General features: G+C 73.0%; 23 protein-coding genes. 12 read left to right on the forward strand and 11 right to left on the reverse strand.

What is annotated here, in order from left to right:
* The 3 genes from HAV39_RS36110 to HAV39_RS36120 all read left to right on the forward strand — a co-directional run.
* Positions 1-801, forward strand: an 801-nt coding sequence (locus HAV39_RS36110; protein WP_191843655.1) for a right-handed parallel beta-helix repeat-containing protein, incomplete at its 5' end; no start/stop codon positions are given.
* Positions 802-1,095: 294 nt separating this feature from the next.
* The gene (locus HAV39_RS36115; RefSeq protein WP_191843656.1) at positions 1,096-2,091 is read left to right on the forward strand and encodes a LacI family DNA-binding transcriptional regulator; all 996 of its coding nucleotides are present in this window, start codon (positions 1,096-1,098) and stop codon (positions 2,089-2,091) included.
* A 146-nt stretch (positions 2,092-2,237) separates the two neighbouring features.
* A complete protein-coding gene (locus HAV39_RS36120; protein WP_191843657.1) occupies positions 2,238-2,594 on the forward strand; it encodes an ADP-ribosylation/crystallin J1 in 357 nt (118 codons plus the stop codon).
* Positions 2,595-2,624: 30 nt separating this feature from the next.
* Here the strand turns inward: HAV39_RS36120 and HAV39_RS36125 are convergent, their stop codons facing one another.
* On the reverse strand, positions 2,625-4,238 hold the full coding sequence (locus tag HAV39_RS36125; protein ID WP_191843658.1) for an MFS transporter: 1,614 nt from the start codon (positions 4,236-4,238) through the stop codon (positions 2,625-2,627).
* Positions 4,239-4,517: 279 nt separating this feature from the next.
* On the opposite strand from HAV39_RS36125, the gene HAV39_RS36130 reads away from it, so the two are divergent.
* On the forward strand, positions 4,518-5,426 hold the full coding sequence (locus tag HAV39_RS36130) for an ADP-ribosylglycohydrolase family protein (protein WP_191843659.1): 909 nt from the start codon (positions 4,518-4,520) through the stop codon (positions 5,424-5,426).
* A 133-nt stretch (positions 5,427-5,559) separates the two neighbouring features.
* On the opposite strand, the gene HAV39_RS36135 is transcribed toward HAV39_RS36130, so the two are convergent.
* The 3 genes from HAV39_RS36135 to HAV39_RS43460 all read right to left on the reverse strand — a co-directional run bounded on the left by HAV39_RS36135 (position 5,560) and on the right by HAV39_RS43460 (position 8,748).
* A complete protein-coding gene (locus HAV39_RS36135) occupies positions 5,560-6,492 on the reverse strand; it encodes an LLM class F420-dependent oxidoreductase (RefSeq protein WP_191843660.1) in 933 nt (310 codons plus the stop codon).
* 86 nt (positions 6,493-6,578) lie between these two features.
* Complete coding sequence (locus tag HAV39_RS36140; protein ID WP_191843661.1) at positions 6,579-7,814, reverse strand: MFS transporter; 1,236 nt, start codon at positions 7,812-7,814, stop codon at positions 6,579-6,581.
* A gap of 1 nt (position 7,815) precedes the next feature.
* Positions 7,816-8,748, reverse strand: a complete 933-nt coding sequence (locus tag HAV39_RS43460; protein WP_191843662.1) for an MBL fold metallo-hydrolase — start codon at positions 8,746-8,748, stop codon at positions 7,816-7,818.
* Between the two features lie 122 nt (positions 8,749-8,870).
* On the opposite strand from HAV39_RS43460, the gene HAV39_RS36150 reads away from it, so the two are divergent.
* The 3 genes from HAV39_RS36150 to HAV39_RS36160 all read left to right on the forward strand — a co-directional run bounded on the left by HAV39_RS36150 (position 8,871) and on the right by HAV39_RS36160 (position 10,829).
* Positions 8,871-9,191 (forward strand): hypothetical protein, encoded by a 321-nt coding sequence (locus tag HAV39_RS36150; RefSeq protein WP_191843663.1) that lies wholly within the window; start codon positions 8,871-8,873, stop codon positions 9,189-9,191.
* A 255-nt stretch (positions 9,192-9,446) separates the two neighbouring features.
* On the forward strand, positions 9,447-10,187 hold the full coding sequence (locus HAV39_RS36155) for a hypothetical protein (RefSeq protein WP_191843664.1): 741 nt from the start codon (positions 9,447-9,449) through the stop codon (positions 10,185-10,187).
* Positions 10,188-10,343: 156 nt separating this feature from the next.
* Positions 10,344-10,829: a GNAT family N-acetyltransferase gene (locus HAV39_RS36160; RefSeq protein ID WP_191843665.1), complete on the forward strand. Its 486-nt coding sequence runs from the start codon at positions 10,344-10,346 to the stop codon at positions 10,827-10,829.
* A gap of 476 nt (positions 10,830-11,305) precedes the next feature.
* Here the strand turns inward: HAV39_RS36160 and HAV39_RS36165 are convergent, their stop codons facing one another.
* Positions 11,306-11,845: an orotate phosphoribosyltransferase gene (locus tag HAV39_RS36165; protein ID WP_191843666.1), complete on the reverse strand. Its 540-nt coding sequence runs from the start codon at positions 11,843-11,845 to the stop codon at positions 11,306-11,308.
* Between the two features lie 14 nt (positions 11,846-11,859).
* Positions 11,860-12,495, reverse strand: a complete 636-nt coding sequence (locus HAV39_RS36170; protein WP_191843667.1) for an alpha/beta fold hydrolase — start codon at positions 12,493-12,495, stop codon at positions 11,860-11,862.
* Between the two features lie 288 nt (positions 12,496-12,783).
* Between HAV39_RS36170 and HAV39_RS36175 the strand changes: the two genes are divergently transcribed.
* Both HAV39_RS36175 and HAV39_RS36180 read left to right on the forward strand, forming a co-directional pair.
* The gene (locus tag HAV39_RS36175; protein WP_191843668.1) at positions 12,784-13,974 is read left to right on the forward strand and encodes an RCC1 domain-containing protein; all 1,191 of its coding nucleotides are present in this window, start codon (positions 12,784-12,786) and stop codon (positions 13,972-13,974) included.
* A gap of 29 nt (positions 13,975-14,003) precedes the next feature.
* Positions 14,004-14,462 carry a T6SS immunity protein Tdi1 domain-containing protein gene (locus HAV39_RS36180; protein ID WP_191843669.1) on the forward strand — a complete coding sequence of 153 codons (459 nt, stop codon included), beginning with the start codon at positions 14,004-14,006 and terminating at the stop codon, positions 14,460-14,462.
* A 74-nt stretch (positions 14,463-14,536) separates the two neighbouring features.
* Here the strand turns inward: HAV39_RS36180 and HAV39_RS36185 are convergent, their stop codons facing one another.
* From HAV39_RS36185 to HAV39_RS36195, 3 genes are all read right to left on the reverse strand, one after another.
* Entirely contained in the window at positions 14,537-15,031 is a 495-nt protein-coding gene (locus HAV39_RS36185) for a DUF309 domain-containing protein (RefSeq protein ID WP_191843670.1), read from the reverse strand.
* Positions 15,032-15,100: 69 nt separating this feature from the next.
* Positions 15,101-16,354 (reverse strand): aminotransferase class I/II-fold pyridoxal phosphate-dependent enzyme, encoded by a 1,254-nt coding sequence (locus tag HAV39_RS36190; protein WP_203736097.1) that lies wholly within the window; start codon positions 16,352-16,354, stop codon positions 15,101-15,103.
* 55 nt (positions 16,355-16,409) lie between these two features.
* Complete coding sequence (locus HAV39_RS36195) at positions 16,410-19,457, reverse strand: putative bifunctional diguanylate cyclase/phosphodiesterase (RefSeq protein ID WP_191843671.1); 3,048 nt, start codon at positions 19,455-19,457, stop codon at positions 16,410-16,412.
* Positions 19,458-19,715: 258 nt separating this feature from the next.
* On the opposite strand from HAV39_RS36195, the gene HAV39_RS36200 reads away from it, so the two are divergent.
* Positions 19,716-20,468: a hypothetical protein gene (locus HAV39_RS36200; protein ID WP_191843672.1), complete on the forward strand. Its 753-nt coding sequence runs from the start codon at positions 19,716-19,718 to the stop codon at positions 20,466-20,468.
* A gap of 139 nt (positions 20,469-20,607) precedes the next feature.
* Here the strand turns inward: HAV39_RS36200 and HAV39_RS36205 are convergent, their stop codons facing one another.
* Together HAV39_RS36205 and HAV39_RS43095 are read right to left on the reverse strand one after the other, a co-directional pair.
* Complete coding sequence (locus HAV39_RS36205) at positions 20,608-22,197, reverse strand: sodium:solute symporter family protein (protein WP_191843725.1); 1,590 nt, start codon at positions 22,195-22,197, stop codon at positions 20,608-20,610.
* A gap of 53 nt (positions 22,198-22,250) precedes the next feature.
* Complete coding sequence (locus tag HAV39_RS43095) at positions 22,251-22,460, reverse strand: DUF3311 domain-containing protein (protein ID WP_239120264.1); 210 nt, start codon at positions 22,458-22,460, stop codon at positions 22,251-22,253.
* Between the two features lie 230 nt (positions 22,461-22,690).
* On the opposite strand from HAV39_RS43095, the gene HAV39_RS36215 reads away from it, so the two are divergent.
* Together HAV39_RS36215 and HAV39_RS36220 are read left to right on the forward strand one after the other, a co-directional pair.
* Positions 22,691-23,878 (forward strand): acyl-CoA dehydrogenase family protein, encoded by a 1,188-nt coding sequence (locus HAV39_RS36215; RefSeq protein ID WP_191843674.1) that lies wholly within the window; start codon positions 22,691-22,693, stop codon positions 23,876-23,878.
* On the forward strand, positions 23,875-25,053 hold the full coding sequence (locus tag HAV39_RS36220) for an acyl-CoA dehydrogenase family protein (protein ID WP_191843675.1): 1,179 nt from the start codon (positions 23,875-23,877) through the stop codon (positions 25,051-25,053). The genes HAV39_RS36215 and HAV39_RS36220 overlap by 4 nt, the downstream gene beginning before the upstream one ends.
* The last annotated feature ends 45 nt before the right edge of the window (positions 25,054-25,098 follow it).

The following is a 25,098-nucleotide window of genomic DNA, read 5'->3' on the forward strand; positions in this document are numbered from 1 at the left end:
CCGGTCCAGAACTCGGCGTACGCGCTGAACTCCAGTGCTTTGGGCACCATGGTCAGCGCCCCGCGCCCATCCGGTCGACCCGCCCTCCCGACCCCGCTGGACGTCACCGCCGACGGCATCAACCTGCACCAGGGTGTCAGCAACGCCGTCATCAGCGACAACCTAGTGCGCAACACCGGCGACGACGGGATCGCCCTGTGGTCGGAGGCCGGCGCCGACGGCTTCGACGGCGAGTACGGCGCCGACCGGCAGGTCACCGTCGAGCGCAACACCGTGCAACTGCCGATGCTGGCCAACGGCATCGCGATGTACGGCGGCCACGACAACACGGTCCGCGCGAACGTCGTCGCCGACATCCAGGTCGAGCGCGGCGGCATCCACGTCGGCAACCGCTTCTCCGCGACGCTGCTGCGCGGGGTCACCCGGATCGAGCGCAACACCACCCTGCGCGCCGGGGCCGACCACCCGTTCCTGGCCACCCCGATCGGCGCGCTCTGGTTCTACGCCAAGGACGCCCCGCTCACCGGCGAGGTGCTCGTCACCGGCAACGACCTGCTCGACAGCCGATACGCCGCGCTCCAGGTCCTCGGCTCCTCCGTCACCAACGTGACCATCACCGACCTGCGCGTCCACACCACCGGCACCCATCTCCTCCAGATCCAGTCCGCCGGCTCCCTCACCCTCACCGGCCTCACCGCCGACGCCGTCGCCGCCCAGCCCCTCTTCCACTGCCCCGACGCCGTCACCTTCACCGTCACCGGCACCCCCCTCACCCCCACCTACTGCGGCCCCTTCCTGTGAAAGGAAGGGCACCTTCACATCGCTATGTGTTGTAGAAGGTGCCCTTCCTTTCCGTGTAGCCGCCTGGCCTGCGCCGTTGCGCGCGGGAAACGGCTATGCGGCGGGCGGCGGGGGTCCAACGGCCTGGCTTGATCGCCGTCTCGTGCTGATAGGTGAGGTCCGGCCGCACTTGTTGACACGAGACGGCGATCATGGGCGGAGGAGGGAGGGTGGGGACGTCGGTGGCGTTGTGCTGACGCGAAATCGGTTCGGTTTCTGCAAGTGGCTTGCACTCCGGTGCTCTACACTTGCGCGATGGCGCGGAGGCTGGCCGAAGTGGCCCAACATGTCGGAGTCAGCGAAGCCACCGTGTCCCGGGTGCTGAACAACAAGCCCGGCATCTCCGAGGCCACCCGGGCGGCCGTGCTGTCGGCGCTCGACGTGCTCGGTTATGAGCGCCCCACCAAGCTGCGCGGCGAGCGGGCGCGGCTGGTCGGCATCGTGTTGCCGGAGATGCAGAACCCCATCTTTCCGGGGTTCGCCGAGGTCATGGCGGGGGCGCTGGCCAAGAAGGGGTTCACGCCGGTGCTGTGCGCGCGGACCGTCGACGGGGTGGCCGAGTCCGAGTACATCACGATCCTGCTGGAGCAGAACGTCTCCGGCGTGATCTTCGCCAGTGGGCTCTACCAGCAGACCCGTGCGGCGCACGAGCACTACGCGCGGCTGCGTGAGCGCGGGCTGCCCACGGTGCTGATCAACGCGAGCGCCGACGGGCTGGCCTTCCCGCGGGTGTGCACCGACGAGGAGCACGCGGTCGAGCAGGCGTACGCCCACCTGACGGCGCTGGGCCACGAACGGATCGGGCTGGTGCTCGGCCCGCCGGACCACGTGCCCTCGGCCCGCAAGCTGGCCGCCTACCGCGCCGCGCGCAAGGGCGCGACCGAGCTGGTCGCGCACGGCGCGCTCACCATGGAGGAGGGCCACGCCGCCGCCGCGCGCCTGGTCGCCGAGGGCGCGACGGGTCTGATCTGCGCCAGCGACGTGCTGGCCATCGGCGCGATGCGCGCGGTACGCCGGGCCGGCAAGCAGGTGCCCGCCGACGTGTCCGTGGTCGGCTTCGACGACTCGGGGCTGATGGCGTTCACCGACCCGCCGCTGACCACGGTGCGCCAGCCGATCGTCGCCATGGGGCAGGCCGCGGTCGCGCTGCTGCTCAGCCAGATCGACGCCGAGCAGGTGCCCGACGACGAGCTGCTGTTCGAGCCGGAGCTGGTGGTGCGCGCCTCGACCGGCCCGGCCCCGACCACCTGACGCCCCCTGCAGCGCGACCGTCTGCGGGCGCCCCTGGCACCCCTTTGCAGACTGGGCGCAGGGCCGTGCGCTCGTCGGCCCGAGCAAACCGTTGGCCGGGCCGCCCCGCCGGGCGGTAGCGTGCGCCGCTGCGAGAGGAGCGCGTGATGACCGAGACGTTGACCCTGTGGCGGCCCACCGGCCCGAAGGAGCTGGCCCTGGTGGAGGAGTCCGGCTGGCGGGCCTGGCCGCCGCGGCTGCCGGACCAGCCGATCTTCTACCCGGTGCTCAACGAGCAGTACGCCATCATGATCGCTCGGGACTGGAACGTGCCCGCGAGCGGCTCGGGCTACGTCACCCGGTTCGCGGTGGACCGGGTGTTCGCGCAGCGCTACCCGGTGCGGCAGGTCGGCGGGCGGGACATCCTGGAGCTGTGGATGCCCGCCGAGGAGCTGGCCGAATTCAACCGGCACCTCGTCGGCCTGATCGAGGTCGTGCACGAGTTCCACGCGACCGCCGCCTGAACCCGGGCGGTGCCCCCTGCTGTGCCTTCGTCAGCTCGCTTCCCGGGCGGGCGAAGGCGCGCCTGGCACTGACGCCACGTCTTCTGCCTGGTAGGAGGCGAGCAGGCGGTTCTCTTCGGGGTGGCGCGGGTAGTGCCTGGCGACCAGGGCCATGCCGAGCAGGATCGCGATGATCGCGGCGGAGTAGGCCCAGCGGTCGCCCGCCAGGAACGCGTTGCGGGCGCCCTCGATGATCTCGGCCGCGTGGCGCGGGTAACGCTGCGCGGTGTCGGCGGCGCTCGAAAACGACTTCTGCAGCTCGGACACGACCGACTGGGCGATCTCCGATGACTGCGGCGACTCCCGCACCTGCGTGGTGATCGACCTGACGTATCCGGCGGTGAGCAGCGCCCCGAGCAGTGACTGCATGATCGCGCCGCCGAGGTCGCGTTGCAGGTCGGCGGTGCCTGAGGCCATGCCGACCCGCCGCACCGGCACCGAGCCGGTCAGCGAGCGCGACGCCGGGGTGCCCGCGAGCCCGATCCCGATCCCGATCAGCGCGTACGCCAGCCCCACCCGCCAGTAGGCGACGCCCTCGTGCCACAGCAGCAGCATGGTGAGGAACGCCAGCAGGCACAACAGGTAGCCGAGCAGCAGGGTGAACCGCGAGCCGCGGCGCTCCACCAGCTTCGCCGAGTACGGCGCGAACAGCGTCATCATCAGCGGCGAGGGCAGGATCGCCGCTCCGCCCTGCAACGCCGTGTAGCCCAGCACGTTCTGCATGAACTGCTGCCCGATGAAGATCGCCCCCATCAGCGAGCCGAACACGATGGTGCCGGCCACGGCCGCCACCCAGAACGTGCGCCGTGCCGCGATCCTCAGGTCGTACAGCGGATTGGCGGCTCTGCGCTGGCGCAGCACGAACGCGATCGTCGCGGCGACCGCGACCACGGCCAGCCCGGCCGCGGCCGCGCCGGACCCCGGCGAGGGCGCGAAGTTGACAGCCAGCACCAGGGACGCCACCAGCACCACGGACAGCACGCCGCCGAGGTGGTCGACCGGTTCGGTGGACTCGTTGACGTGCGCCGGGACGCACCGGATCGCCAGGATCAGCGCGACCAGCGCGAGCGGCAGGGTGAGCAGGAAGACCGAGCCCCACCAGTAGCGCTGCAGCGCGGCACCGGCCAGCAGCGGGCCCATCGCCGAGATCGCACCGCCGATGCCGGACCACAGCGCGATCGCGTGGATGCGGGGCGCGCCGCGCCACAGGGCGGCGATGAGGGCGAGCGTGGTCGGGTAGGCCATGCCGGCGGCGAGGCCGCCCAGCACCCGGGCGCCCACCAGCATCACGTCCGAGGTGGCGTGCGAAGCCAGCAGGCAGGCCGGCACGGACAGGCTGACGCCGAGGATCAGCAGCAGCTTGCGGCCGTACCGGTCGCCGAACGCGCCCAGGTAGAGCACCGAGGCGGCCAGGCCGAGCGAGTAGCCGACGGCGACCAGGTTGAGCATGGTCTGCGACGAGTCGAACGCGCGCCCGATCTCGGGCAGCGCCACGTTGGCCACGCTCAGGTTGAGGTTCGCCACCGCGGCGACCAGGATCAGCGCGGTCAGGACCAAGGCCGGGCGCGCGGGAGCCCCGTCGGGCACCGCCCTGCTCGGCGTCATCGCTCGCCTCTCGTGCGCGTCGCCCGGCGGTCGGCCAGGGCACATCTCCACGGTATGCGGCACCGGGCGCGGGCAGACGCGGATTCTCCGGACCGGCCGCGGACGCTCCCGCCCGCTCATCGAAGCCGTACTCGGCTCCTGATCCGGTCGCGTTGATCCGTTTTTGTGGACGCCGGCCGTTGCCAGGACGACGTCCAGCGTCCACAAAAACAGATCTTGAACGTGGGCGCGGTTACCCGATTGCCGGGGTTGACGCGGTGGGACATGATCGGCGGCACGATGAGGTTCGTCCTACACGAGAACACGCGGCGCGGATACGCCGCCGAGAGCCTGGCGGGACTTTCCGTCGGGGACGCGCTGGGAGCGCAGTACTTCATGGTCGGGCGCAGGGTCGCCGACCTCGTGGCGGGCATCGTCCCGCCGCCGGTCTGGGAATGGACCGACGACACGGAGATGGCCTGCTCCATCACCTGGATGCTGAACGAGGCGGGCCGGATCGACCCGGACCGGCTCGCCGAGGCGTTCGCGCAGCGCTGTGAACCCCACCGGGGGTACGGCGTCGGCGCGTTCGTCATTCTGCGGCGGGTGCGCGGCGGCGCGTCCTGGCAGCAGGCCGCCACCGAGGCGTTCGAGGGGCAGGGCTCGTGCGGCAACGGTGCCGCGATGCGGGTCGCGCCGCTGGGGGCGTACTTCCCCGACGATCCGAGGCGGGCGGCCGAGGAGGCCGTCGCGTCGGCGATGGTCACCCACGCCCACCCGGAGGGGGTGGCCGGTGCGATCGCGGTCGCGGTCGCGGCCAGCCATGCCTGCGCGGGGCGGCTGTCGGGCGACCGCCCCAAACCGGGGCCGTTCGTGGACGCGGTGCGGGAGCTGACGCCGCCCGGCCGGGTGCACCGCGGGCTCGGCCGGGCCCGGCGGATGCTGCACCTGCCGGCCGCCGAGGCGGCGTACGAGCTGGGCAACGGTGCCGCGATCACCGCGCAGGACACGGTGCCGTTCACGGTCTGGGTCGCGGCGCGGATGCTGCACGACTACCCCTCGGCGATCCGCACCTGCGTCGAGGCGGGCGGGGACGTCGACACCACGGCGGCGATCGTCGGCGGCATCGTGGCCGCGTACACCGGGCTCGCGGGCATCCCGCCCGAGTGGCTGGCGTCGCGCGAGCCGCTGCCCGACTGGGCGGGCTGACAGCATCGGCAGGCCGGGCGGCAGCGTCAGACGCAGCCCCCGGCCTGCCGGTGCGGCGCGCCCCTCCGGCGACGTGCAGCCTGCTCGGCTGACCGCCTGTGCGGCGGGCTGCGGGCAGCAGGGCGGCGCAGCGTCAGCGGATCTGCGGGGCCACCTCGGCAGCTACCAGCTCCAGGTGGTCGAGGTCGGTCAGATCGAGGACCTGCAGGTAGATGCGCTGCGCGCCGACCTCGGCGTACCGGCCGATCTTCTCGACGATCTGTGCGGGCGAACCGGCCAGGCCGTTGGCCCGCAGCTCGTCGACCTGCCGACCGATCGCCTCGGCGCGCCGGGCCACCTCGGCGTCGGTGCGCCCGCAGCACAGCACCAGGGCGTTCGACAGGCGCAGCGCGCCCGGGTCGCGACCGGTGCGCACGCAGGCGTCGCGCACCCGGCCGAACTGCGCGGCCGAGTCCTCGACACTCGCGAACGGCATGTTGAACTCGTCGGCGAACCGCGCCGCCAGCACCGGGGTGCGCCGCTTGCCGCCGCCGCCGAGCAGGATCGGCGGGTACGGCTGCTGCGCCGGTTTCGGCAGCGCCGGCGACCGGGTGAGCGTGTAGTGCTTGCCGTGGAAGTCGAACGCGCCACCGATCGGGGTCGACCACAGCCCGGTGATGATGTGCAGCTGCTCGCCGAGCCGGTCGAAGCGCTCCCCGACGGGTGGGAACGGCAGGCCGTACGCCTCGTGCTCCTCGGTGTACCAGCCCGCGCCGATGCCCAGCTCGACCCGGCCGCCGCTCATCGCGTCGACCTGCGCCACGCTGATCGCCAGCGGACCCGGGAAGCGGAACGTCGCCGCGGTCATCAGCGTGCCCAGCCTGATCCGGCTGGTGTCGCGGGCCAGCCCGGCCAGGGTGGTCCAGGCGTCGGTGGGCCCGGGCAGCCCGGTCACGTCGCCCATCTTCAGGTAGTGGTCGGACCGGAAGAACGCGCCGTACCCGGCGTCCTCCGCGGCGCGCGCCACCGCGAGCAGCTGCTCGTACGTGGCGCCCTGCTGGGGCTCGGTGAACACGCGCAGTTCCACAGCCCGAGCCTAGAAGCGCAGCTCAGCGCGGCGAGGGCGTTTCCCGATGCCGGCAGCGCCGGGGTGACCTGTCGCGTCGCCCGGGGTCAACCGGCGGCCGGTTCCGCCACCGCCGGGGCCGGTCGCGGAGGGGCGGCCCGGGCCCACCGGGCGAGCGGCGGCACGGCGAGCCCGCACATGGTCAGCAGGGCGATCGGCGCCAGCCAGCCGGCCGGCGACCCGGAGTCGACGATCACGACGGTGAGCAGCACCGGACCGGCGGCGAGGGCGAGCCCGTTGAGCAGCACCGTGACACCCTGGTACTGCCCGATGGCGTGTTCGGGCGCGAGCGCGTAGGACAGCCCGGTCGCGCCGTTGACGTGCCACAGCTCGCCCACCGAGTAGACCACGGTGGAGGCCAGCAGCAGGGTGACCGTGGCGGCCGTGGACAGCGCGGTCGCGGCGGCGAACCCGAGCATCGCGACGGCCAGCACCAGCGAGCCGCGGCGGACCATACGCGCGGCGGGCTCGGGCTCCTCCGCGCGCCTGCCGAGGCGGGTCGACAGCACCACGGTCAGCACCGTGTACGTCACCAGCAGGGCCGAGACGACGACCGTGGGCACGTCGGCGCGCGTGGCGATCCACAGCGGCAGCACCAGCGTCAACACCACCCGGCGGACGTACATCGCCGAGGTCGTCGCGGTGACCGCGAGGAAACGGCCGTCCCGCCACACCTCCCACGTGCGCGCCCGCTCCTCGGGGTCGGCGGCGGGGTAACGGGGCAGGCGCAGCAGCAGCGCCGCCGAGATCAGATAGGTGGCCGCGTCGGCGACGACGAGCATGCGGTACGCCGCGGGGCTGTCGACGGCCAGGGCCAGCGCGGCCAGACCTGCGCCGATCCCGGTGCCCGCGTTCGCGGCGGTGCGCAGCGTCGCGAAGACGTGTACCCGCCCGGCGGTGCGGCCGAGCGCGCCGACGAGCGCGGCCCGCACCGTCAGGTTGCCGGTGACCAGCAGCGCGTCGACGACGGCGACCGCCAGGAAGCTCGCCGTCGAGTCGACGAGCAGGAACGCCAGGGCCGCGCCCGCCTGGACCACCTGCAGCGCGGCGCGCAGCGAGCGCGGGTCGCGGCGGTCCGCGAGCCGGCCCGCGGGCACACTCGCGGCCAGGCCGACCAGCGCGGCCGCGGACAGGCCCGCGCCGACCACGGTGGCGGGCAGATCCGCGACCCGGGTCAGGTACAGCGCCCCGCCCGCCGACCACAGCCCGCCGCCCACGGTGTTGGCAAACGTGGCGTACGCCGCGCTGCGCAACTCACCCCGGGGCGGGAACCAGCCGGCCACCTCAGGCGAAGCAGGTGGGGATGCGGCCGCCGTTGAACGCGGCCACGTCGGCCAGGATCGCGTAGTTGTCGAGTTCCGCGCCCCGGTCGACGCCCTGCGCCTCGGCGTAGGCCCGGTGCAGGTTGGCGACCAGGCGTTCGGCGTCCAGCCAGGCCTGGAACGGGCCCAGGTCGGCCTTGCGGGCGGTCTCCAGCGGGGTGAGCCCGGCCGCGACGCCGTCGGCGGCCAGCTCCTGCACCAGGCGCAGGTAGGCGGCGTTGGCCTCGAACACCTCCGGGCCGGCGAGCGGGCCGTGCCCGCTGACCACGACCGCCGGGTCGAGGGCGGCCAGCCGCGCCAGCACCTCCAGCGAACCCTCGATCGAGCCCATCAGGCACAGCGGCGTGACCTCGGAGAACGTGATGTCTCCGGTGAACAGCACCCGGTGCTCCGGGATCCACACCACGGTGTCGCCGGTGGTGTGCGCCGGACCGGGGTGCCACAGCTCCACCCGGGTGGCACCGGCGTACAGGGTGAGCCGGTCGGTGTACGTGAGCGTGGGCACGGCCGGGGCGACCTCGCCCCAGGCCACGTCGGGCCAGATGCCGGGCAGGTTCAGCCCGTCGCCGATGATGTCGGCGCGGGCTCGCTCGTGCGCGACGACGACCGCGTCCGGCGCGACCGTGCGCGCGCCGTAATGGTGGTCGCCGTGCCGGTGGGTGACCACCAGGGTGCGTACCGGCGCCCAGGTCAGTGCGGCGATGTGGTCGGCGAGCAGGCGGGCGCGGCGTTCGGTGGCGGTCGCGTCGACCAGGGTCACCGCGTCCTGCCCGAGCAGCACACCCGCGTTGCTGACGCACCAGCCGCCGTCGGGCTGCAGGTACGCGTACACGTCAGGGGCGAGGCGGGTCAGTGACGGTGCGGGTTCCACGACGGGCGAGGCCGTACTGCTCATGTGATCCCCCGGGTTGTCGGGCAGCGACGGTCGCCAGTCTGACAGAGATCCGGTGCGCCCGCGTCCTGTGGTCTCGATCACTCCGGATGCGACGTTCGCTCGAACGGGGTAGTTTTCGTTTCGTGACATTCAGCGCGCTCACCGGTCCAATCCGGTGGGTCGCGCGCCTTTCCGCGCGGATGCTGACCGCGCTGGCCCTGATGAGCCTGCTGCTCGCCCCGTCGGCCGGCCACGCGGCGCAGCCCGCGCCCCGGCCGCAGGCCGAGCAGGTCGCGGTGAGCCCGGCCGCCGCCAAGCACGAGGCGGAACCCGCCCCGGCTGCCGCGCCCGTCCTGATCGGAATCATCGAGCCGACCCTCGTGGTCCGCACCGCCGCGAACGCGGTCCGGCCACCGGCCTCGGCTCACCCGCGGGCGCAGGGCAGTCGCGCTCCGCCCGTGTAACCTCCCGTCGCGTCGCCGCCCCCTTTCGCGGCGTGGGTGCGTGCGGTAGCCGTTCACTGCTGCCGTGACCTTCTCCCGACGATCACGCGACGGTTCCGTGGTGTCCCACTCGGCTGTGGCCGAGTCGCGCACCGCGTCCTCCAGCACCACTGCCGCTGCGCGAACGTCTGCCCGGGTCGCCGGCACCGCAAGACCCCCACCTCGCGACGAACCCTGGTGTCGCGTCCACCCCTCCACCACCCCGAGGTGTCGATCATGAACATCATCCTGGACCTGTTCCTCCGTGACCTGCCGAACGCCGCGCTCGTCTGGTCGCTGCTCGCGGTGCTGGCCGTCGTGGCCATCGCCGCGCTGACCCGCTACACCCGCCAGCCCGAGCCGGCGCCGGTCGCACCCTCCCCGGAGGTGCTGGAGCAGCAGGCGCTGCTGGCCGCACACGCCCAGGCACTGGTCCGCAAGGCCCGCGAGGCGACCGTCGCGGCGGAGCGCGCCGCGGCGACCGCCGGGCGGCGGCGCGAGGAGTGGCTCGCCGCGCAGGATGTGGCCGAGACCGCCTGGCAGCGCTACGACGAGGCCGACTCGCAGGCGCGCCGCACGCTGACCGCCGCGGCGCTGCCGCTGCCGCGCACCCCGCAGACCCCCGCCGAGTACGCCTTCCGGGAGCGCCACCTGCACCGGGCCGCCATGTCGGCCTGCTCGCACCAGCAGCTGTCCGCCCTGGAACTGAGCGACGCGCTGGCCCACCGCGGCGGCTGGGACCCGCGCCGGCACCCGATCGAGCAGGAGACGATGCTGTCGCAGTTCGCCCGCGCGTCGCTGCGCACCGCGTACCGCCGGGCGGCCGACACCGAGAAGCAGGCCTGGCTGGCCACCGAGGCCGCGACCGCCGCCGCGGCGTCGCTGCGCGCGGCCGCCCACGCCGCGCACGTCCGCGCCCGCCGGGTGACCCGCCGCGTCACCCCGCCCGCCGAGACGCCCCTCGCGGACCTGATCTGACCGCTGGGCGCCGGGCGCCGCGCGGCATGATCACTCGACTTGCCTGGCAACCGGGCGAAAGGCCGGTCAAGATACGCACAGGTGCCGGGCAAGTCGAGTGATCATGGGCGGGCGAATGCGGTCGAGCGGGCCGGGGCGGGGCGGTAGGGTCCGGGCGTGATCATTCGAGAGGCGACCGGCCAGGACTGGCCGAAGATCTACCCGTTCTTCGCCGAGATCGTGGCGGCGGGGGAGACCTACGCCTTCCCCGAGGGCATGGACCTTGAGCAGGCCCGGCCGTGGTGGATGGAGCAGGCCCCGGGCCGGACCGTGGTGGCCGTGGACGGGGACACCGTGCTCGGATCGGCCAAGATGGGCTCGAACCGGCCGGGACGGGGCGCGCACATCGCCACTGCCAGCTTCATGGTCGACGCGGCGCAGCGCGGCCGCGGCGTGGGCCGGGCGCTGGGCGGGCACGTGCTGGACTGGGCGCGGGCGCAGGGGTACCACGGGATGCAGTTCAACGCCGTGGTGGAGACCAACACCGCGGCCGTGCGCCTGTGGCAGGCGATCGGGTTCGAGATCCTCACCACGGTCCCGGAGGCGTTCGAGCACCCGGAGCACGGCCGGGTCGGCCTGCACGTGATGTTCCAGCGGCTGTAGCCGAAACCGCCCATCCGGTGGTGATCCGGTGGCGCACGGCGCACAAAACGGTCGAATCGTGCGTGTGCCAGCGGTGGGCGGGTGCGAAATCCGTGCCGAGTGGCGAACGCGGAGAGTGGAGAGCCAATTACTTTCAGTGAAAAAATCTTGAGTTTGCCCTGGACGACCCCAGGTCAGGCGACGTAGCGTGATCCCCAGTGGCGCGACGCTCGATGAAGGCCCCAGGGGTCCCAGCGGGCCGGCCCGGCCGGAAAACTCGTTTTTCTGGTTGGTGGCGCCGAGCGAAGTGCACAGGGGGATGGGTGGACAGATGCCGTTGGGGGACGGCGTCCACCCGGACAGTGAAAGGCCGGCGGTCGCTAACGGGGGTGAGCGACCGCCGGCCGCACTGTCGATCAGGGCCGTAATTCGCGGCACCTACGCCCGCCTCTCAGCGTGCCCCTTCTCGTGATCGCGACACCGGACCGAGTTCAGCGCTACCGCTCGGCGGCGGCCCGGGCGCGGTCGAGGTCGGCGCGGGTGAGCAGGGCTCCCAGGGCGATGCCGTCGGCGGCCAGCGCCGCCGCGCCGCCCTCCTCGCGGTCGATGACGCACAGCGCGCCGTCGACGGTCGCGCCCAGCTCGCGCAGCTGCCGCGTCGAGATCGCGATCTGGCCGCCCGAGGTGACCACGTCCTCGACGACCAGCACGCGCCGACCGGCGATCTCAGCGCCCTCGGCGAGCCGCGCGGTGCCGTACGCCTTGGCCGTCTTGCGCACGAAAGCGCACGGCAGCCCGGTGTGCCGACCCAGTGCGGTGACCACGGCGATGCCGCCCATCTCCAGCCCGGCCAGCACCTCGGTGCCCGCCGGAACGAGCGCGGCCATCCGTCCGGCCAGCTTGTCGAGCAGCACAGGGTCGGCCTCGAAGCGGTACTTGTCGAAGTACTCGGTCGCGGTGCGACCGGAGCGGAGCAGGAATTCGCCGCGCAGGCGGCAGGCGGTGTCGACCTCGGTGGCCAGCTCGGCAGGGTTCACGGAAGTCGATCCTGTCACGGCGTCGGCGGGACCAGGAAGGTATGCAGCGCGGCGAGGAACTCCGCCGGGCGCTCGCGGTGCACCTGGTGCCCGGCCTCGACGGTGACCGAGCGGGCGTCGGGTATGCGGGCGACGGCCTCGGCTGCCCTGTCCGCCGGGATCGGGCTGGCCGTGCCGCCGTGGATCAGCAGGGTGGCCACGGCGATCCGGTCCAGGCGCGCCCACCAGTTCGGGTCGGGGTCGTTGACCTGCGCCATCAGGCTCGCGAAGACGTCCCAGTCGTAGTCGAGCGCGCCGTCGGGCCGTTCCGGGACCGTGAAGCGGGGGCCGCCCGGCCACGGCGGCGGGGAGTCCTCCAGCACCAGCCGCGCCAGCCAGGCCGGCCGTTCCTGGGCGACCAGGCAAGCCACGGTGGCTCCGGCGGAGTGCCCGACGAGCGTGACGTCGCGCAGGCCGAGGGCCGGCACGAACCCGAGCACGTCGTCGCGCATCAGCTCGAACGAGTACACCCCCGGGTGCTCGCTTCGGCCCTGCCCGCGCTGGTCCAGCGCGTAGACGTGGTGCGTCGCGGCCAGCCCCGCCATGGTGTGCGCCCAGGTCCCCGCCTCGTTCGGCAGCCCGTGCAGGAACACCACCACCGGCGCGCCCACCGCCCCGTCCTCTAAAAAGGACAACCGAATCCCGTTGGCCGTGATCTCTCCCCGTGTCACGGCGCGACCGTACTGCAGTTTCGGGGAAACTGCTGCCTCAGGTGCGCCGGATGCCACAGTTTCCCCGAAGCTGCAGGCCCGGTGCGGTACGCGCGTCACGGCGCTCGGGGCCGGGTGCCGCGTGTCGAGCCCGGGTGTGGCCGGGTCACGGGTACAAAGGGCACGAAACGGGTTGGCTTGCCGCACGTGCGGGCGTGGATCCGCGGGTGTCGTTCACGGGGGAGTCTCATGCGCCTGATGTCGTGGCACCGCAGGGTCATCGGTGTGGTGGCGCTCGGCGCGCTGCTGGCACTGACGGGCGGCGCGCCGACCGTGGCGGCGCCCGAGGACCGGGGCACGCCGGTGCTGCGGCCCGCGGTGGCCTGGGGCGACAACGGGGCGGGACGGCTCGGTGACGGGACCGGGCAGCAACGCGACACCCCGGTCGCCGTGTCGGGGCTGCTCTCGGTGGCGCAGGTCGACGCGGGCACCGCGTACGGTCTCGCGCTGCTCACCAACGGCACCGTGCGCGCCTGGGGCGACAACGCGCGCGGCGCGCTGGGCGACGGCACCGAAGCCGACCATGCCACCCCGGGCGTGGTGGCGGGCCTCGACGGCGTACGACAGATCGCCGCCGGGGCCGTGCACGCGCTGGCCCTGCTGGCCGACGGCACGGTCGCGGCGTGGGGCGACAACACCAGCGGGCAACTCGGGCTTGGCGTGACCGGCGGCTCGCGGCTGCTCCCGGTACGGGTGCCGGGGCTGCGCAACGTGCGCGCGGTGGCGGCCCGGGACAGCTACTCGCTGGCCTTGCTGGCCGACCGTACGGTCCTGGCCTGGGGCAACAACAGCGCCGGGGTGCTCGGCAACGGCACCGTCGGCACCGACGTGCCCACCCCCGCACCGGTGGCCGGGCTGAAGAACGTGCGCACGCTCGCCGCGGGCAGCGGCCACGTGCTGGCCCTGCTCCGCGACGGCACCGTCTCGGCCTGGGGTGCCAACAACTTCGGCCAGCTCGGCCGGGGCACCGTCACCGCGGACCCGTCCCCGGTTCCGGCGCCCGTGGCGGGGCTCGCCCGGGTCGAGGCCGTCGCCGCCGGCCTGCTGCACAGCCTGGCGCTGGGCAAGGACGGCACCGTACGGTCCTGGGGCGGCAACGAGGACGGCCAGCTCGGCATCGGCTCCTTCGGCGGGGTCCGGGACCGGCCCGTCACCGTGTCCGGCCTGACCCGGGCCCGCGCGGTCGCGGCCGGGTTCAACACCAGCTACGCCCTGTCGCGCGCCGACGACGACATCGTGCTCGCCTGGGGCAGGAACAGCACCGGTCAGCTCGGCGACGGCAGCACCGTGCGCCGCAGCCTCCCGGTGACCGTGCAAACCAGCATCGACCACGTCGACACCTTCGCCGCGGGCGACGGATTCGCGCTGGCCGCGGGCTGACCTGCCGCCGGTTCGTGCATACTGCCCGGATGCGCTTCACCAAGACGTTCACCGAGCAGCAGTACGCCCAGGCCCTCGACTCCTGGTCGTGGCTCGGCCTCGACGGCAGGAAGCCGCTGTTCACGTCGCTGTTCGGCGACGTGTTCCTGGCCGGCAAGGACGGCTGCTGGTATCTCGACACCATCGAGGGCGCCCTCACCCGGGTCTGGGCCTCGGCCGACGAGCTGGCCCTCGACCTGTCCACCGAGCAGGGGCAGGACCGCTACCTGCTGGGCGGCCTGGCCGCGCAGGCCGCCGACCGCGGCCTGGAGCTCGGGTCCGACCAGGTGTACACGTTCATGCCGCCGCCGGTCATCGGTGGTGGCGTCACGATCGAGTCCGTCGTCGTGGAGAGCTTCGCCGTCGCGGTGAACATCGCGGGCCAGATCCACGAACAGGTCCGCGACCTGCCGCCGGGCACCTCGGTCACCGGCATCACGCTCGGCTGATCCGCGCGTCGCGGGTCCGCCGCCGCGCGGTCCCGGCAGGGGTGGTCGTGAGCGGGCCGCCGGTCCTGCCCGGGTCAGCGCTCGTCGCGCAGGCGGGGGATCAGCGCGTCCGGGCCGAGCCGGTCCAGCCCGTCCTGGCCGATGCGGGCGGCCAGCGCCCGGGACCAGGCGACCAGGCCGGTGACCGCGACCTCGTGCGGCGGCGCTGCGGCGTACTCCTCGATGCGGTCGGCGGCGCGGGTCAGCAGCCTGGCCGCGCCGGTCGCGTTGCCGCGCCGGGCGTGGGTGAGGCCCACCGCGAGCTGGGCGAGACCGCGCCACAGCTCACGCTCGGGTTCGGGCGCGGCCTTCCACGCGCCTTCCAGCACCTCGTGCGCGTGGAACGCGCGCCCCGCGGCGAGCAGTTCCTGCGCCTGCGCCAGCGCCTCGTCCGGGGTGAGCCGCAGCTCGTCCGGGGTGGTCGGCACGCCTGCCGCGCCGCGGGGCAGGGGTCGGCCCAGCTCGTCACGGGGGCGGGCGTTGCGCGCCCGGCCCGCGCCGTCACGATCCCGATCCGCGGCTGCGCTCATCCGTCCATCCTGCCCCCTGCCGCCGCTTCCGGCACACCGGTCCACCGGCGGCACGCCTCGGGCCGGCCGTCAGGCGAGGGCGCGGCGGAGGGCGCCGCGGCCGTCGAGCTCGGTCAGCACCGCGTTGAGGCGGTCGACCTGCTCGTCGGTATGCGCGGAGGTCAGCTGCACCCGGAAGCCGACCTGACCCCGCGGCACCAGCGGGTACGCGGCCAGCGTGACGTACACGCCGCGCCGCCAGAGCAGGTCGGCCACGTCGGCCAGGTCATAGCCGGGTGACAGCGGCAGCTCGATCACCGGCGTCTGGTGCCGGTTGGGGGTGTGCACGCCCAGCGACCGCAGGTGCGCCAGCACCCGGGCGGTCAGCTGGTGCAGCACGGCGCGCAGCTGCTCGCCGCGGGTCTCGTTGACGTCGAACCCGGCCAGCACCGCGGCCAGCGAGTGCACCGGCGACGGTCCGGAGTAGAGGTACGGCGGGGCGGCCAGTTTCAGGTGCTCCTTCACCGCGGTCGGCACCGCCACGAACGCCAGCAGCGCCGAGTACGCCTTGGAGAACCCGCCGACCAGCACCACGTCGTCGTACGTCTGCCCGCAGTGGCGCACCACCGCGTTGCCGCGCGAGCCGTACGGCGTGGCCGCCCCGTCGCCGCGTTCGCCGATCACGCCGAAGCCGTGCGCGTCGTCGACGTAGAGCAGCGCGCCCCACTCGCGGCAGATCGCGGCGAGCGCGGGCAGGTCCGGGATGTTGCCGGTCATGCTGTTCACGCCGTCGAGGCAGACCACGCGGGGATGGCCGGCGTCGGCCGAGCGCAGCAGCCGCACCAGCTCGTCGGGATCGTCGGCGCGCCAGCGGTAGAGCTGCGCGCCCAGCCCGCGGGCGTACGAGCCGCCGTCGTAGATCGTCTTGTGCGCGCCCGCCTCGACGAACACCGCGCCGCCGCCGACCAGCGCGGGCAGCACCGACATGTGGATGTGGGTGATCGTCGGCAGCACCAGCGTGTCGGGCGCGCCGAGCAGGTCGGTCAGGCGTTGCTCGATCTCGGGGTAGAGCCGCGGGTTGCCCAGCAGCCGTGACCAGCCCGGATGGGTGCCCCAGCGGCGGACGGCCGCCTCGCCCGCCGCGATGATGTCCGGGTCGAGGTCGAAGCCGAGGTAGTTGCAGGAGGCGAAGTCGATCAGCCAGCGCTCGCCGATCCGGATACGCCGCCCGTCGACCTCCTCGATGACGGCGTCGTACATCGGGGTCTGCGCGCGCAGCCGGTCGAGCTGGTCGGTCGAGGGGACCTTGTGCGCATCCGGCATGTGCGCCGACCCCTTCGTCATACCGGCTGCCCGCTGCGCGTGTCGGCGGCATCCCCGAGCCCGCTGACGTGCTCGCTCACGCCGCCACCTTCTGCTCGGTGATGAAGTTGATGGCCTGCTCGCTGGTGAGCGGGCGGGCGAACAGGAAGCCCTGGCCGTAGCGGCAGCCGATGCGCGACAGCAGGTCGCGTTCGACCGTGCGCTCGATGCCCTCGGCGATCACCTGCAGGCCGAGCGTGTGGGCCAGCCGGACGATGCCGTCGACCAGTGCCGCCTGCTGCGCCGACGAGGCGATGGTGCTGGTGAACAGCCGGTCGATCTTCACCACGTCCAGCGGCACGTGGCGCAGGTAGCTCAGCGACGAGTAGCCGGTGCCGAAGTCGTCGATGGCCACCCGGATGCCCGTGGTGCGCAACTCGGTGAGGTCCTCCCAGACCCCGTCGTCGTCGCGCAGCAGCAGGCTCTCGGTGATCTCCAGCATGAGCTGGTGCGGCGGCAGGCCCTCCTCGGCCAGGGTCTCGTGCAGGCTGGCCACGAAACCTGGGGTGCGGAACTGGCGGGCGGAGACGTTGATGCTGACGTACGGCACCGAGGTCGGCCCGGCCTCGCGCTGCCACCGCGCCGCTTCGGCGACGGCAGCGCGCAGCACCTGGTCACCGATCGCCACGATCTGCCCCGACTCCTCGGCGACCTCGATGAACTCGCCCGGCAGCAGCCGGCCGCGGGTGGGGTGGTTCCACCGGACCAGCGCCTCGTACCCGGCGGTGATGCCGGTGCGCAGCTCGACGATGGGCTGGAACTCGACGGTGAACTCCTTGCCGGCGATCGCCCGGTCCAGCTCGGTGCGCAGCTCCAGCCGCTCCACGATGGCGGTGTGCAGGTCGGGCAGGTAACGACGCCACTGGCCCTTGCCCTCGCCCTTGGCGACGTACAGCGCCAGGTCGGCCTGTCGCAGCAGCTCCGGCGCGCTGCGGGCGTCGGCGCTGGTGGCGATGCCGATGCTGGCGATGCCGGAGACCATCCGGTCGTCGATGGTGAACGGCTCGGCCAGCGCGGCCACGATCCGGTCGGCGACCTCGTCGATGGTGGCCGCGTCCCGGGCGCCCTCGATCAGCGCGGCGAACTCGTCGCCGCCGAGCCGCGCCGCCACGTCGTCGGCCCGCAGCACCCCGGCCAGCCGCTCGCCGACCGCGCGCAGCAACCGGTCGCCGTGCTCGTGGCCGAGGGTGTCGTTGACCACCTTGAAGTCGTCGAGGTCGATGAAGAGCACGCCGACTACGGAGCCGTCGGCGTCGGCGCGGGCGATGGCCTGGCCGATGCGCTCGGCGAAGCGCACCCGGTTGGCCAGGCCGGTGAGCGAGTCGTGATACGCCAGGTGGGTCAGCTCGGACTCCATCCGGCGCTGCTCGGTGACGTCGCGCAGGGTCACCACCAGGCCGTTGACGGTCGGTTCGTCGCGCAGGTCACGGCAGGAGACCTCGGTCTGCACGGCCGTGCCGTCAGGGCGCAGCACGGTCCAGTCGGCGGTGTCGACCGTCTCCTCCTCGGCCGCGGCCAGCCGGAACAGGTCGGCCACCAGGGTGTGGTGCGGGCTGTCGACCAGCTGCGAAAGGTTCTTGCCGGGCAGCTCCGCGGTGCCGAACACGGTGGGCGCGGACGGGCTCGCATACCGGATGCGCCCGCCGTCCGGTTCGAGGATCAGGATCACGTCCGAGGTGTTGTGCACCAGGGTGCGGAAGTAGCGCTCGCTGTTGTGCCGGGTGATCTCGTTGCTCAGCATGATCCGTTCGATGGCGAGGGCGGCCTGCGCGGCGACCAGCTCCATCGGCAGCTGCAGGTAGCTGAGCGAGTTCTCGTCCGACGAGATCAGCAGCATGCCGATGTGCGGGTCGCCGGTGGGCCGGTCCTCCAGCGCCAGCGGGCAGATCATGGTGATCTCGAAATCGCCCATCTGCGTCGCGATGTCCGGGGGCAGCGACTTGGTGAAGCGCAGCCGCGAACCCATGGTGGTGGGCGCGGGGTGGAACAGCTCGGGCGCGGTGCCGTCGTTCATCACCATGGCGACGCGGTAGTCCGAGCCGGGCGGCAGCAGCCGTTCGGCGGTGCGTTTGAGCGCCCAGGTGACGCCCTCCACCGTCGTCGCCGACATGAGCGCGGCGTTGCTGGCCCGGATGCCGCTGGTGCGGATGGTGTTGCCGCGATAGCTGTTGATCACGCCGAACAGCCGGATCAGCACCAGCAGCACCGTGGTCACCACGAAGGCGACGATGACCATCGGATAGCGCAGCCGGTCCTGGCCCACGCCGACCACCAGCACCGCGAGCGGGATGAGCACGAACAGGGTCAGCAGCGCCTGGTGCATGGCGCGCATCTCGCGGGGTCTGACCACGCGCGGCGTGGTGAGGTCGGCCATCGACGGGTGCAGCGCGGCCGCGCCCCAGCAGGCGTAGAAGACGATCCAGCCGAGGTCGACCGGGCCGCCGACGGTCCAGTAGCCGTGCAGCTGGACCAGGCCGTACATGACGTCGGCGGCCAGCAGCCCGACCGCGCCCACGGTCAGCAGCGCCACCGTGGGACTGAACGGCACCACGGAGATCAGCCGTCCCACCGTCGCCAGGATGAGGATGTCGCCCAGCGGGTAGGCGACGGAGACCAGGCGCTGGCTCATGGTCAGGTCCTGGTTGAGGATCTGCGGGCTGATCAGGAAGATCCACGAGAGCAGGCCCAGCCCGGCCGTGACGATCAGCGCGTCCAGGGGGACGGTGCGGTCCCGGCTGGCCGCGCCCGCCTTCGACAGGCCGAGCAGGCCGATCGTGGCCGCGGGATACATCGCGAGGTAGAGCATGTCGGCCGGGGACGGGAACGGGTTGACTCGGCCGAGCACGTCGGTCATGACGTTGTACAGCGTGTCCCCGGCGGAGAGCAGCAGCAGTCCGGCGATGATCCAGAACCAGGGGGACCAGCGGCGCGGGCGGTAGCGGTACAGGCCGTAGACGATCGCCCCGGCGCTGCTCAGGCCGATCGCGCTCCACAGCGGGATGTGCCAGCTCGGCAGGGCGTAGAACAGTGCCGCCAGGACGGCCATCCAGGCTCCGTACCAGGCCATCACTTTGCGGGCTGACACGCTCCTCCTTCCGGCGGGGCGGCATGCGGCCCGAATTAGGTAATTATGACAGCTTTTCGTATACCTTATCGCCTCGCAGCGTCCGGGCGGCAAGAGATATGGCCAGGTCAAGGGCTACTTGAGTAGTTCGTCCCGGCTGCCGAGGGGCCGACTGCCGGGAACGCGAGACCTGGACCACAAAGGGTACAAGTCCGGAACACCGGAAATGCTCCCTCGGTTGAATCCCCTCGTACGCAATCCCAACGAAGGGACCTACTCGTGGTCAACGTCGACCTGATGGCACGGCACCTGCCCGCACTCAAGCGCGTGTCCTTCCGGGCAGTACTCGCCGCCACCGGCATGGCAGTGCTCACCGGCTTCGCCGGCGCGCCGGCCAGTGCCAGCCCCGTCACCGCCACCGCCCCCGAGGCGACGGCTGTAGCGCGGGCCGTAGCGGCACCCGCCACCACCAAGACCGAGTCGGCCGCGGCAGTCGCCGCCGTGCCGGTCGCCAAGCCGGCGACGAAGGCGCCCGCCGCAGCCAAGAAGGCCGAGCAGGCCGCCAAGGCACCGAGCCGCCAACAGCTGATGCCGGCTCCCGTAGCGGAATACCAGGAGACTTTCAAGCCCACCGCGGAGCAGAAGCGCAACGCGGAGGTCATCATCGAGACCGGCCAGAAGATGGGCCTGCCCCCGCGCGCGTGGGTGATCGCGGTCGCGACCGCCGCCCAGGAGTCGACCCTGCACAACCTGGGTCACCTGGGTGACATGAACGACCACGACTCGCTGGGCCTGTTCCAGCAGCGCCCGTCGGCCGGCTGGGGCACCCCGGCGGAGATCACCGACCCGGTGTACTCCTCGAAGGCCTTCTACAACGGCCTGAAGAACGTCGAGGGTTACGACAAGATGGCGCTGACCGACGCGGCGCAGACCGTGCAGGTCTCGGCCTTCCCCGACCACTACGCCAAGTGGGAGAAGCTGGCCGCGGACCTGGTCCTGGCCAAGTACGGCCAGGGCCCGTACGCCGCCTGACAAAACGCAGTACGCAGCTCCGGCCGCACCCGTCTTCCGACGGGTGCGGCCGGAGCTTTTTGCGCTGCGTAGGGGGCCGACGGCGTTAAGAAGGTGCCCTTCCACCACCTATAGCGATGGCAAGGTGCCCTTCCTTTCTCTAGCGGGCGGCGTGGGCGCCTACGCGTGGGCGGGTGGGGCCGTCGAGGAGGGCGTCGGAGTGGCGGGGGGCGGTGGTGGTCGCGTCGGCGAAGTAGTCGGCGGGGCGGGTGGCGTCGAGGCCTGCGGGGACACGCAACGCGCGCAGGAGCAGGGTGGCGGCCACCACGACAGCCAGGTTCAGGGCCAGGGCGATCAGGCCGGTGTAGACGGCGGCGCGGGTGTCGAAGCCGAGCTGGGCGAGCGGGAGGTTCGAGCCGCCGAAGTGGGCCTTGACGATGCGGCCGTCCGGGGCGCGCTGGGGGATGAGGTACATCAGGAACAGGCCGGTGGCGAGGCCGCCGAGCAGTCCCGCGGCCAGCGCCCAGCGGTGGAACCAGTTGGTCCACAGGCCGAGCACCACGGCGGGCACCGTCTGCAGCACGATGACGCCGCCGATCAGTTGGAACTCGATGGAGAACTGCGGGTCCAGCAGCAGGATGAAGATCAGCGCGCCGAACTTCGCCAGCAGCGACACCCAGCGGCTGACCCGTGCCTCCTCGCGCGGCGACGCGCCGGGCCGCAGGTACTCGCGGTAGATGGAGCGGGTGAACAGGTTCGCGGCGGCGATGGACATGACCGCGGCCGGGATGAGGGCGGCGACGCCGACCGCGGCGTACGCGATGCCGGCGCACCAGGCCGGGAACACCTCGTGGAACAGCTGCGGCACGACCGTGTTCAGGTCCCCGCCGACCGGCCGCACGCCCTGGCCGATGGCGAAGAAGCCGAGCATCGCGACCAGCCCCAGCGCCAGGCAGTAGACCGGCAGCGCGGCGGCGTTGCGCTGCACCGTGGCCCGGTCGCGGGCGGCCAGGATCCCGGTCAGCGCGTGCGGGTACGCGAAGATCGCCAGCGCGGAGCCGAGCACCAGGGTGAGGTAGCCGACCCAGCCGCCCTCGGGCAGCAGCAGCCCGCTGGCGGGGGAGACGTCGGCGGTGAAGCGCTCGCCGGCTCCCCGGAACGCCGCCGACCAGCCGCCGGACATGGCCACCAGCAGCACGATCGCCAGCACCAGCCACAGCAGCAGCACGTCCTTGGCGATGGACAGCAGCGCGGGCGCGCGCAGCCCGGACCGGAAGGTGCAGATGGACGCCACGACCACGGCGACGGTCAGCGGCCACTCACCCGTGACGCCGAGCGTCTTCATCACGGCCTGCAGCGCCACCAGCTGCACCGCGATGTACGGCATGGTGGCCACGATCCCGGTGACCGCCACCAGGGCGGCCAGCCCGCGCGAGCCGAACCGGGCCCGGGTGAACTCGGCCGAGGTGACGAAGCCGTGGGCGTGCGAGACCGACCAGGTGCGGGTGCTGATCAGGTAGGCCATCGGCGCGGTCATGATGGCGAACGGCACCGCGAAGAAGCCGGCCGCGCCGACGCCGTACACCAGGGCGGGCACCGCGATGTAGGTGTACGCGGTGTACATGCTGCCGCCGAGCAGGAACCAGGTGACCCAGTTGCCGAACGCGCGGCCGCCGACGCCCCACTCCTCCAGCGAGTGCAGGCTGTGCGGCCGGCGCCAGCGGGCGGCGGAGAAGCCGAGCAGCAGCATCGCGCCGAGCAGTGCGGCGAATACGCCGATCTCGACCTGACGTGCGGTCACGGTCACCGCCCCGCCCGGGTCATCCGGTGCACGAACGTGGTGACGGACATCGCCAGCACCGCGCAGCCCACCTGATACCAGTAGAAGAACGGGATGCCCCACAGCTGCGGTTCCAGCCGGTTGTAGAGGCCGACCGGCAGCGGGGCGAGGATCGGGACCAGCAGCAGCCACCGCCATCCCCGCCGTGCCGGACGTGCGCCGAATTCGGGCACCTGACGTCTCCTCTCGTCCCGTCCCGGCGACGATCGGCGACGCCGGGGAGCACGCTGGGTAATCAGGACACTGTCCGGTCGTAACGCGCCGGAGACATCGGCGAAATCACCGGTCTTGCGGCTCGCGATCATCGCCGGTGGCCGCCCCCTTCCGCCGCGACCGCTCCGCGCTTATATTGCACTCACAGTGCATCTAGTTTGCGCGAAGGGGATCGAGGGTGGGAGCGAGCATGGCGGAGCCGGTGACGGCGCAGGCCCTGCGGGAGCGGGTCGACGGCTTCCTGGCCGGGCACGACCCGGCGGGCGACCGGCTGGAGTTCCTGCGCGCCCGGTTCGACGCCGGGCTGGCCTGGGTGCACTATCCGGTCGGCCTGGGCGGGCTCGGTGCACCGAGGGTGCTGCAACCGGTGGTGGACCAGCGCTTCGCCGCGGCGGGCGCGCCGGACAACAGCCCGCGCCGCATCGGCATCGGCCTGGGCATGGCCGCCCCGACCATCCTGCGCCACGGCACGGCCGCGCAGCGCGCGCGCTTCCTGCGTCCGCTGTGGACCGCCGAGGAGGTCTGGTGCCAGCTGTTCAGCGAGCCCGGCGCCGGGTCCGACCTGGCCGGCGTCGCCACCCGCGCGGTACGCGACGGCGACGGCTGGCTCATCGACGGGCAGAAGGTGTGGACGTCCATGGCGCACCAGGCGCGCTGGGGCATCCTGCTCGCCCGCACCGACCCGGCCGTGCCCAAGCACGCCGGGCTGACCTACTTCCTGTGCGACATGCACGCCCCGGGCGTGCAGGTGCGGCCGCTGCGGCAGGCCACCGGCGAGGCCGAGTTCAACGAGGTCTTCCTGTCCGGCGTACGGCTGGGCGACGAGCTGCGGCTCGGCGCGGTCGGCGAGGGCTGGGCGGTGGCGCGTACCACGCTGATGAACGAGCGGGTCGCCATCGGCGGGGCCGCGCTGCCCCGCGAGGGCGGGATGATCGGCGTGCTGGCCCGCACCTGGCGGGAGCGGCCCGAGCTGCGCACCACTGCCCTGCACGACGAGGTGCTGCGGCTGTGGGTGCGCGCCGAGGCGCTGCGGCTGACCGGCATCCGGCTGCGCCAGCAGCTGGCCGCAGGCGAGCCCGGCCCCGAAGGCTCGGCGATGAAGCTCGCCTTCGCGGCGCTCACCCAGCAGATCTCCGGCAGGGAGGTGGAGCTGCTGGGCGCGGAGGGCCTGCGCCACGACCACTGGCGCGCCGACCGCCCCGAGGAGCTGGACCTGATCGGCCGCGGTCCCACGTACCGCTGGCTGCGCGCCAAGGGCAACTCGATCGAGGGCGGCACCTCCGAGGTGCTGCGCAACATCGTCGCCGAGCGGGTGCTCGGCCTGCCCGCCGAGCCGCGCCAGGACACCGGCGCCGCCTGGAAGGAGCTGCCCCGATGAACCTCGACCTGCGCTACACCGAGGAGCAGGAGGCACTGCGCGACTCCGTGCGGGCCATGCTCACCGACCACGCGCCGTGGGCGCGCGTGCTCAAGGTCGCCGAAAGTCCCGAGCCCGACGACGCCGACCTGTGGCGTCTGCTGTCCGTGGAGACGGGACTGGCAGCCCTCGCCGTGCCCGAACACCTGGGCGGTGCGGGCGCGACGGTCGCCGAGACCGCGGTGGTGCTGGAGGAACTCGGCCGGGCCGTCGCGCCGGTGCCCTATCTCGGCACGACCGTCGCCGCGCAACTCCTGGTGCACCTCGGCGAGAGCGACCTGCTGCGCGAGCTGGCGGGCGGCGAGCCGATGGCGCTGGCCCTGCCGTTCGACGTGGGACCGGCCGCGCCGGTGCTGTCAGCGGATGCCGGAGCACGGTCGGCGGTGTCCCGGTCGCGTGCCGGGTCGTCACCGGTGGCCGGGCCGCGGCCGCCGGGGGTCGAGGTGTCGACGGCGGCGGACGGCAGTCCGCTGCTCAATGGCACGGTGAGCAGCGTCGCTGACGCGTTGCGGGCGCGGGTGTTGCTGGTGCCCGCGGGCGGGGCGCTGTTCGCGATCGACGCGGACGCGGCCGGGCTGAGGCGGACCCCGGTGGTGTCGCTGGACGAGACCCGGCCGCTGTGCGACCTCGCGATGTGGAACGCGCCCGGCCGGCTGCTGGCGGCAGGCGACCGGGCTGCGGCGGCGTTCGACGCGGCGCTGGTCGCCGGTGCGGCGCTGCTGGCCTCGGAGCAGCTCGGGCTGGCCCAATGGTGCCTGGACACGACGGTCGAGCATCTGAAGACGCGCTACCAGTTCGGGCGGCCGGTCGGCTCGTTCCAGGCGCTCAAGCACCGGCTCGCCGACCTGTGGGTGGAGCTGGTGCAGGCACGGGCGGTGGCCCGCCATGCCGCGGCCGCCGTGGCAGTGGGTGATCCGGACGCGCGGCTGGCGGCGGCCCTGGCGCAGGCACACTGCGGCCCGGTCGCGGTGCGCGCGGCCGAGGAGTGCGTGCAGATGCACGGCGGCATCGGCTTCACCTGGGAACACCCGGCCCACCTCTACCTCAAGCGGGCCAAGAGCGCCGCCGTCGCCTACGGCACCGCCGCCCACCACCGCGCCGCCCTGGCCACCCTCGCCGACCTCGCTCCCGCGTGACCCCGACGGCCTGCAGTTTCGGGGAAAGTGCACGAATCCGCGCCG

The organism is Catellatospora chokoriensis, assembly GCF_011297315.1.
Lineage (GTDB): Bacteria > Actinomycetota > Actinomycetes > Mycobacteriales > Micromonosporaceae > Catellatospora > Catellatospora citrea.

Coding starts and splice junctions, on each gene's coding strand:
- HAV39_RS36115 (WP_191843656.1), top strand. CDS start 1,096: ATGGCGCGGAGGCTGGCCGAAGTGGCCCAACATGTCGGAGTCAGCGAA.
- HAV39_RS36120 (WP_191843657.1), top strand. CDS start 2,238: ATGACCGAGACGTTGACCCTGTGGCGGCCCACCGGCCCGAAGGAGCTG.
- HAV39_RS36125 (WP_191843658.1), bottom strand. CDS start 4,238: ATGACGCCGAGCAGGGCGGTGCCCGACGGGGCTCCCGCGCGCCCGGCC.
- HAV39_RS36130 (WP_191843659.1), top strand. CDS start 4,518: ATGAGGTTCGTCCTACACGAGAACACGCGGCGCGGATACGCCGCCGAG.
- HAV39_RS43460 (WP_191843662.1), bottom strand. CDS start 8,748: ATGAGCAGTACGGCCTCGCCCGTCGTGGAACCCGCACCGTCACTGACC.
- HAV39_RS36155 (WP_191843664.1), top strand. CDS start 9,447: ATGAACATCATCCTGGACCTGTTCCTCCGTGACCTGCCGAACGCCGCG.
- HAV39_RS36175 (WP_191843668.1), top strand. CDS start 12,784: ATGCGCCTGATGTCGTGGCACCGCAGGGTCATCGGTGTGGTGGCGCTC.
- HAV39_RS36180 (WP_191843669.1), top strand. CDS start 14,004: ATGCGCTTCACCAAGACGTTCACCGAGCAGCAGTACGCCCAGGCCCTC.
- HAV39_RS36185 (WP_191843670.1), bottom strand. CDS start 15,031: ATGAGCGCAGCCGCGGATCGGGATCGTGACGGCGCGGGCCGGGCGCGC.
- HAV39_RS36190 (WP_203736097.1), bottom strand. CDS start 16,354: ATGACGAAGGGGTCGGCGCACATGCCGGATGCGCACAAGGTCCCCTCG.
- HAV39_RS36205 (WP_191843725.1), bottom strand. CDS start 22,197: ATGCTGCTGCTCGGCTTCTCCGCCGCCCGCTGGCGCCGGCCGCACAGC.
- HAV39_RS36215 (WP_191843674.1), top strand. CDS start 22,691: ATGGCGGAGCCGGTGACGGCGCAGGCCCTGCGGGAGCGGGTCGACGGC.
- HAV39_RS36220 (WP_191843675.1), top strand. CDS start 23,875: ATGAACCTCGACCTGCGCTACACCGAGGAGCAGGAGGCACTGCGCGAC.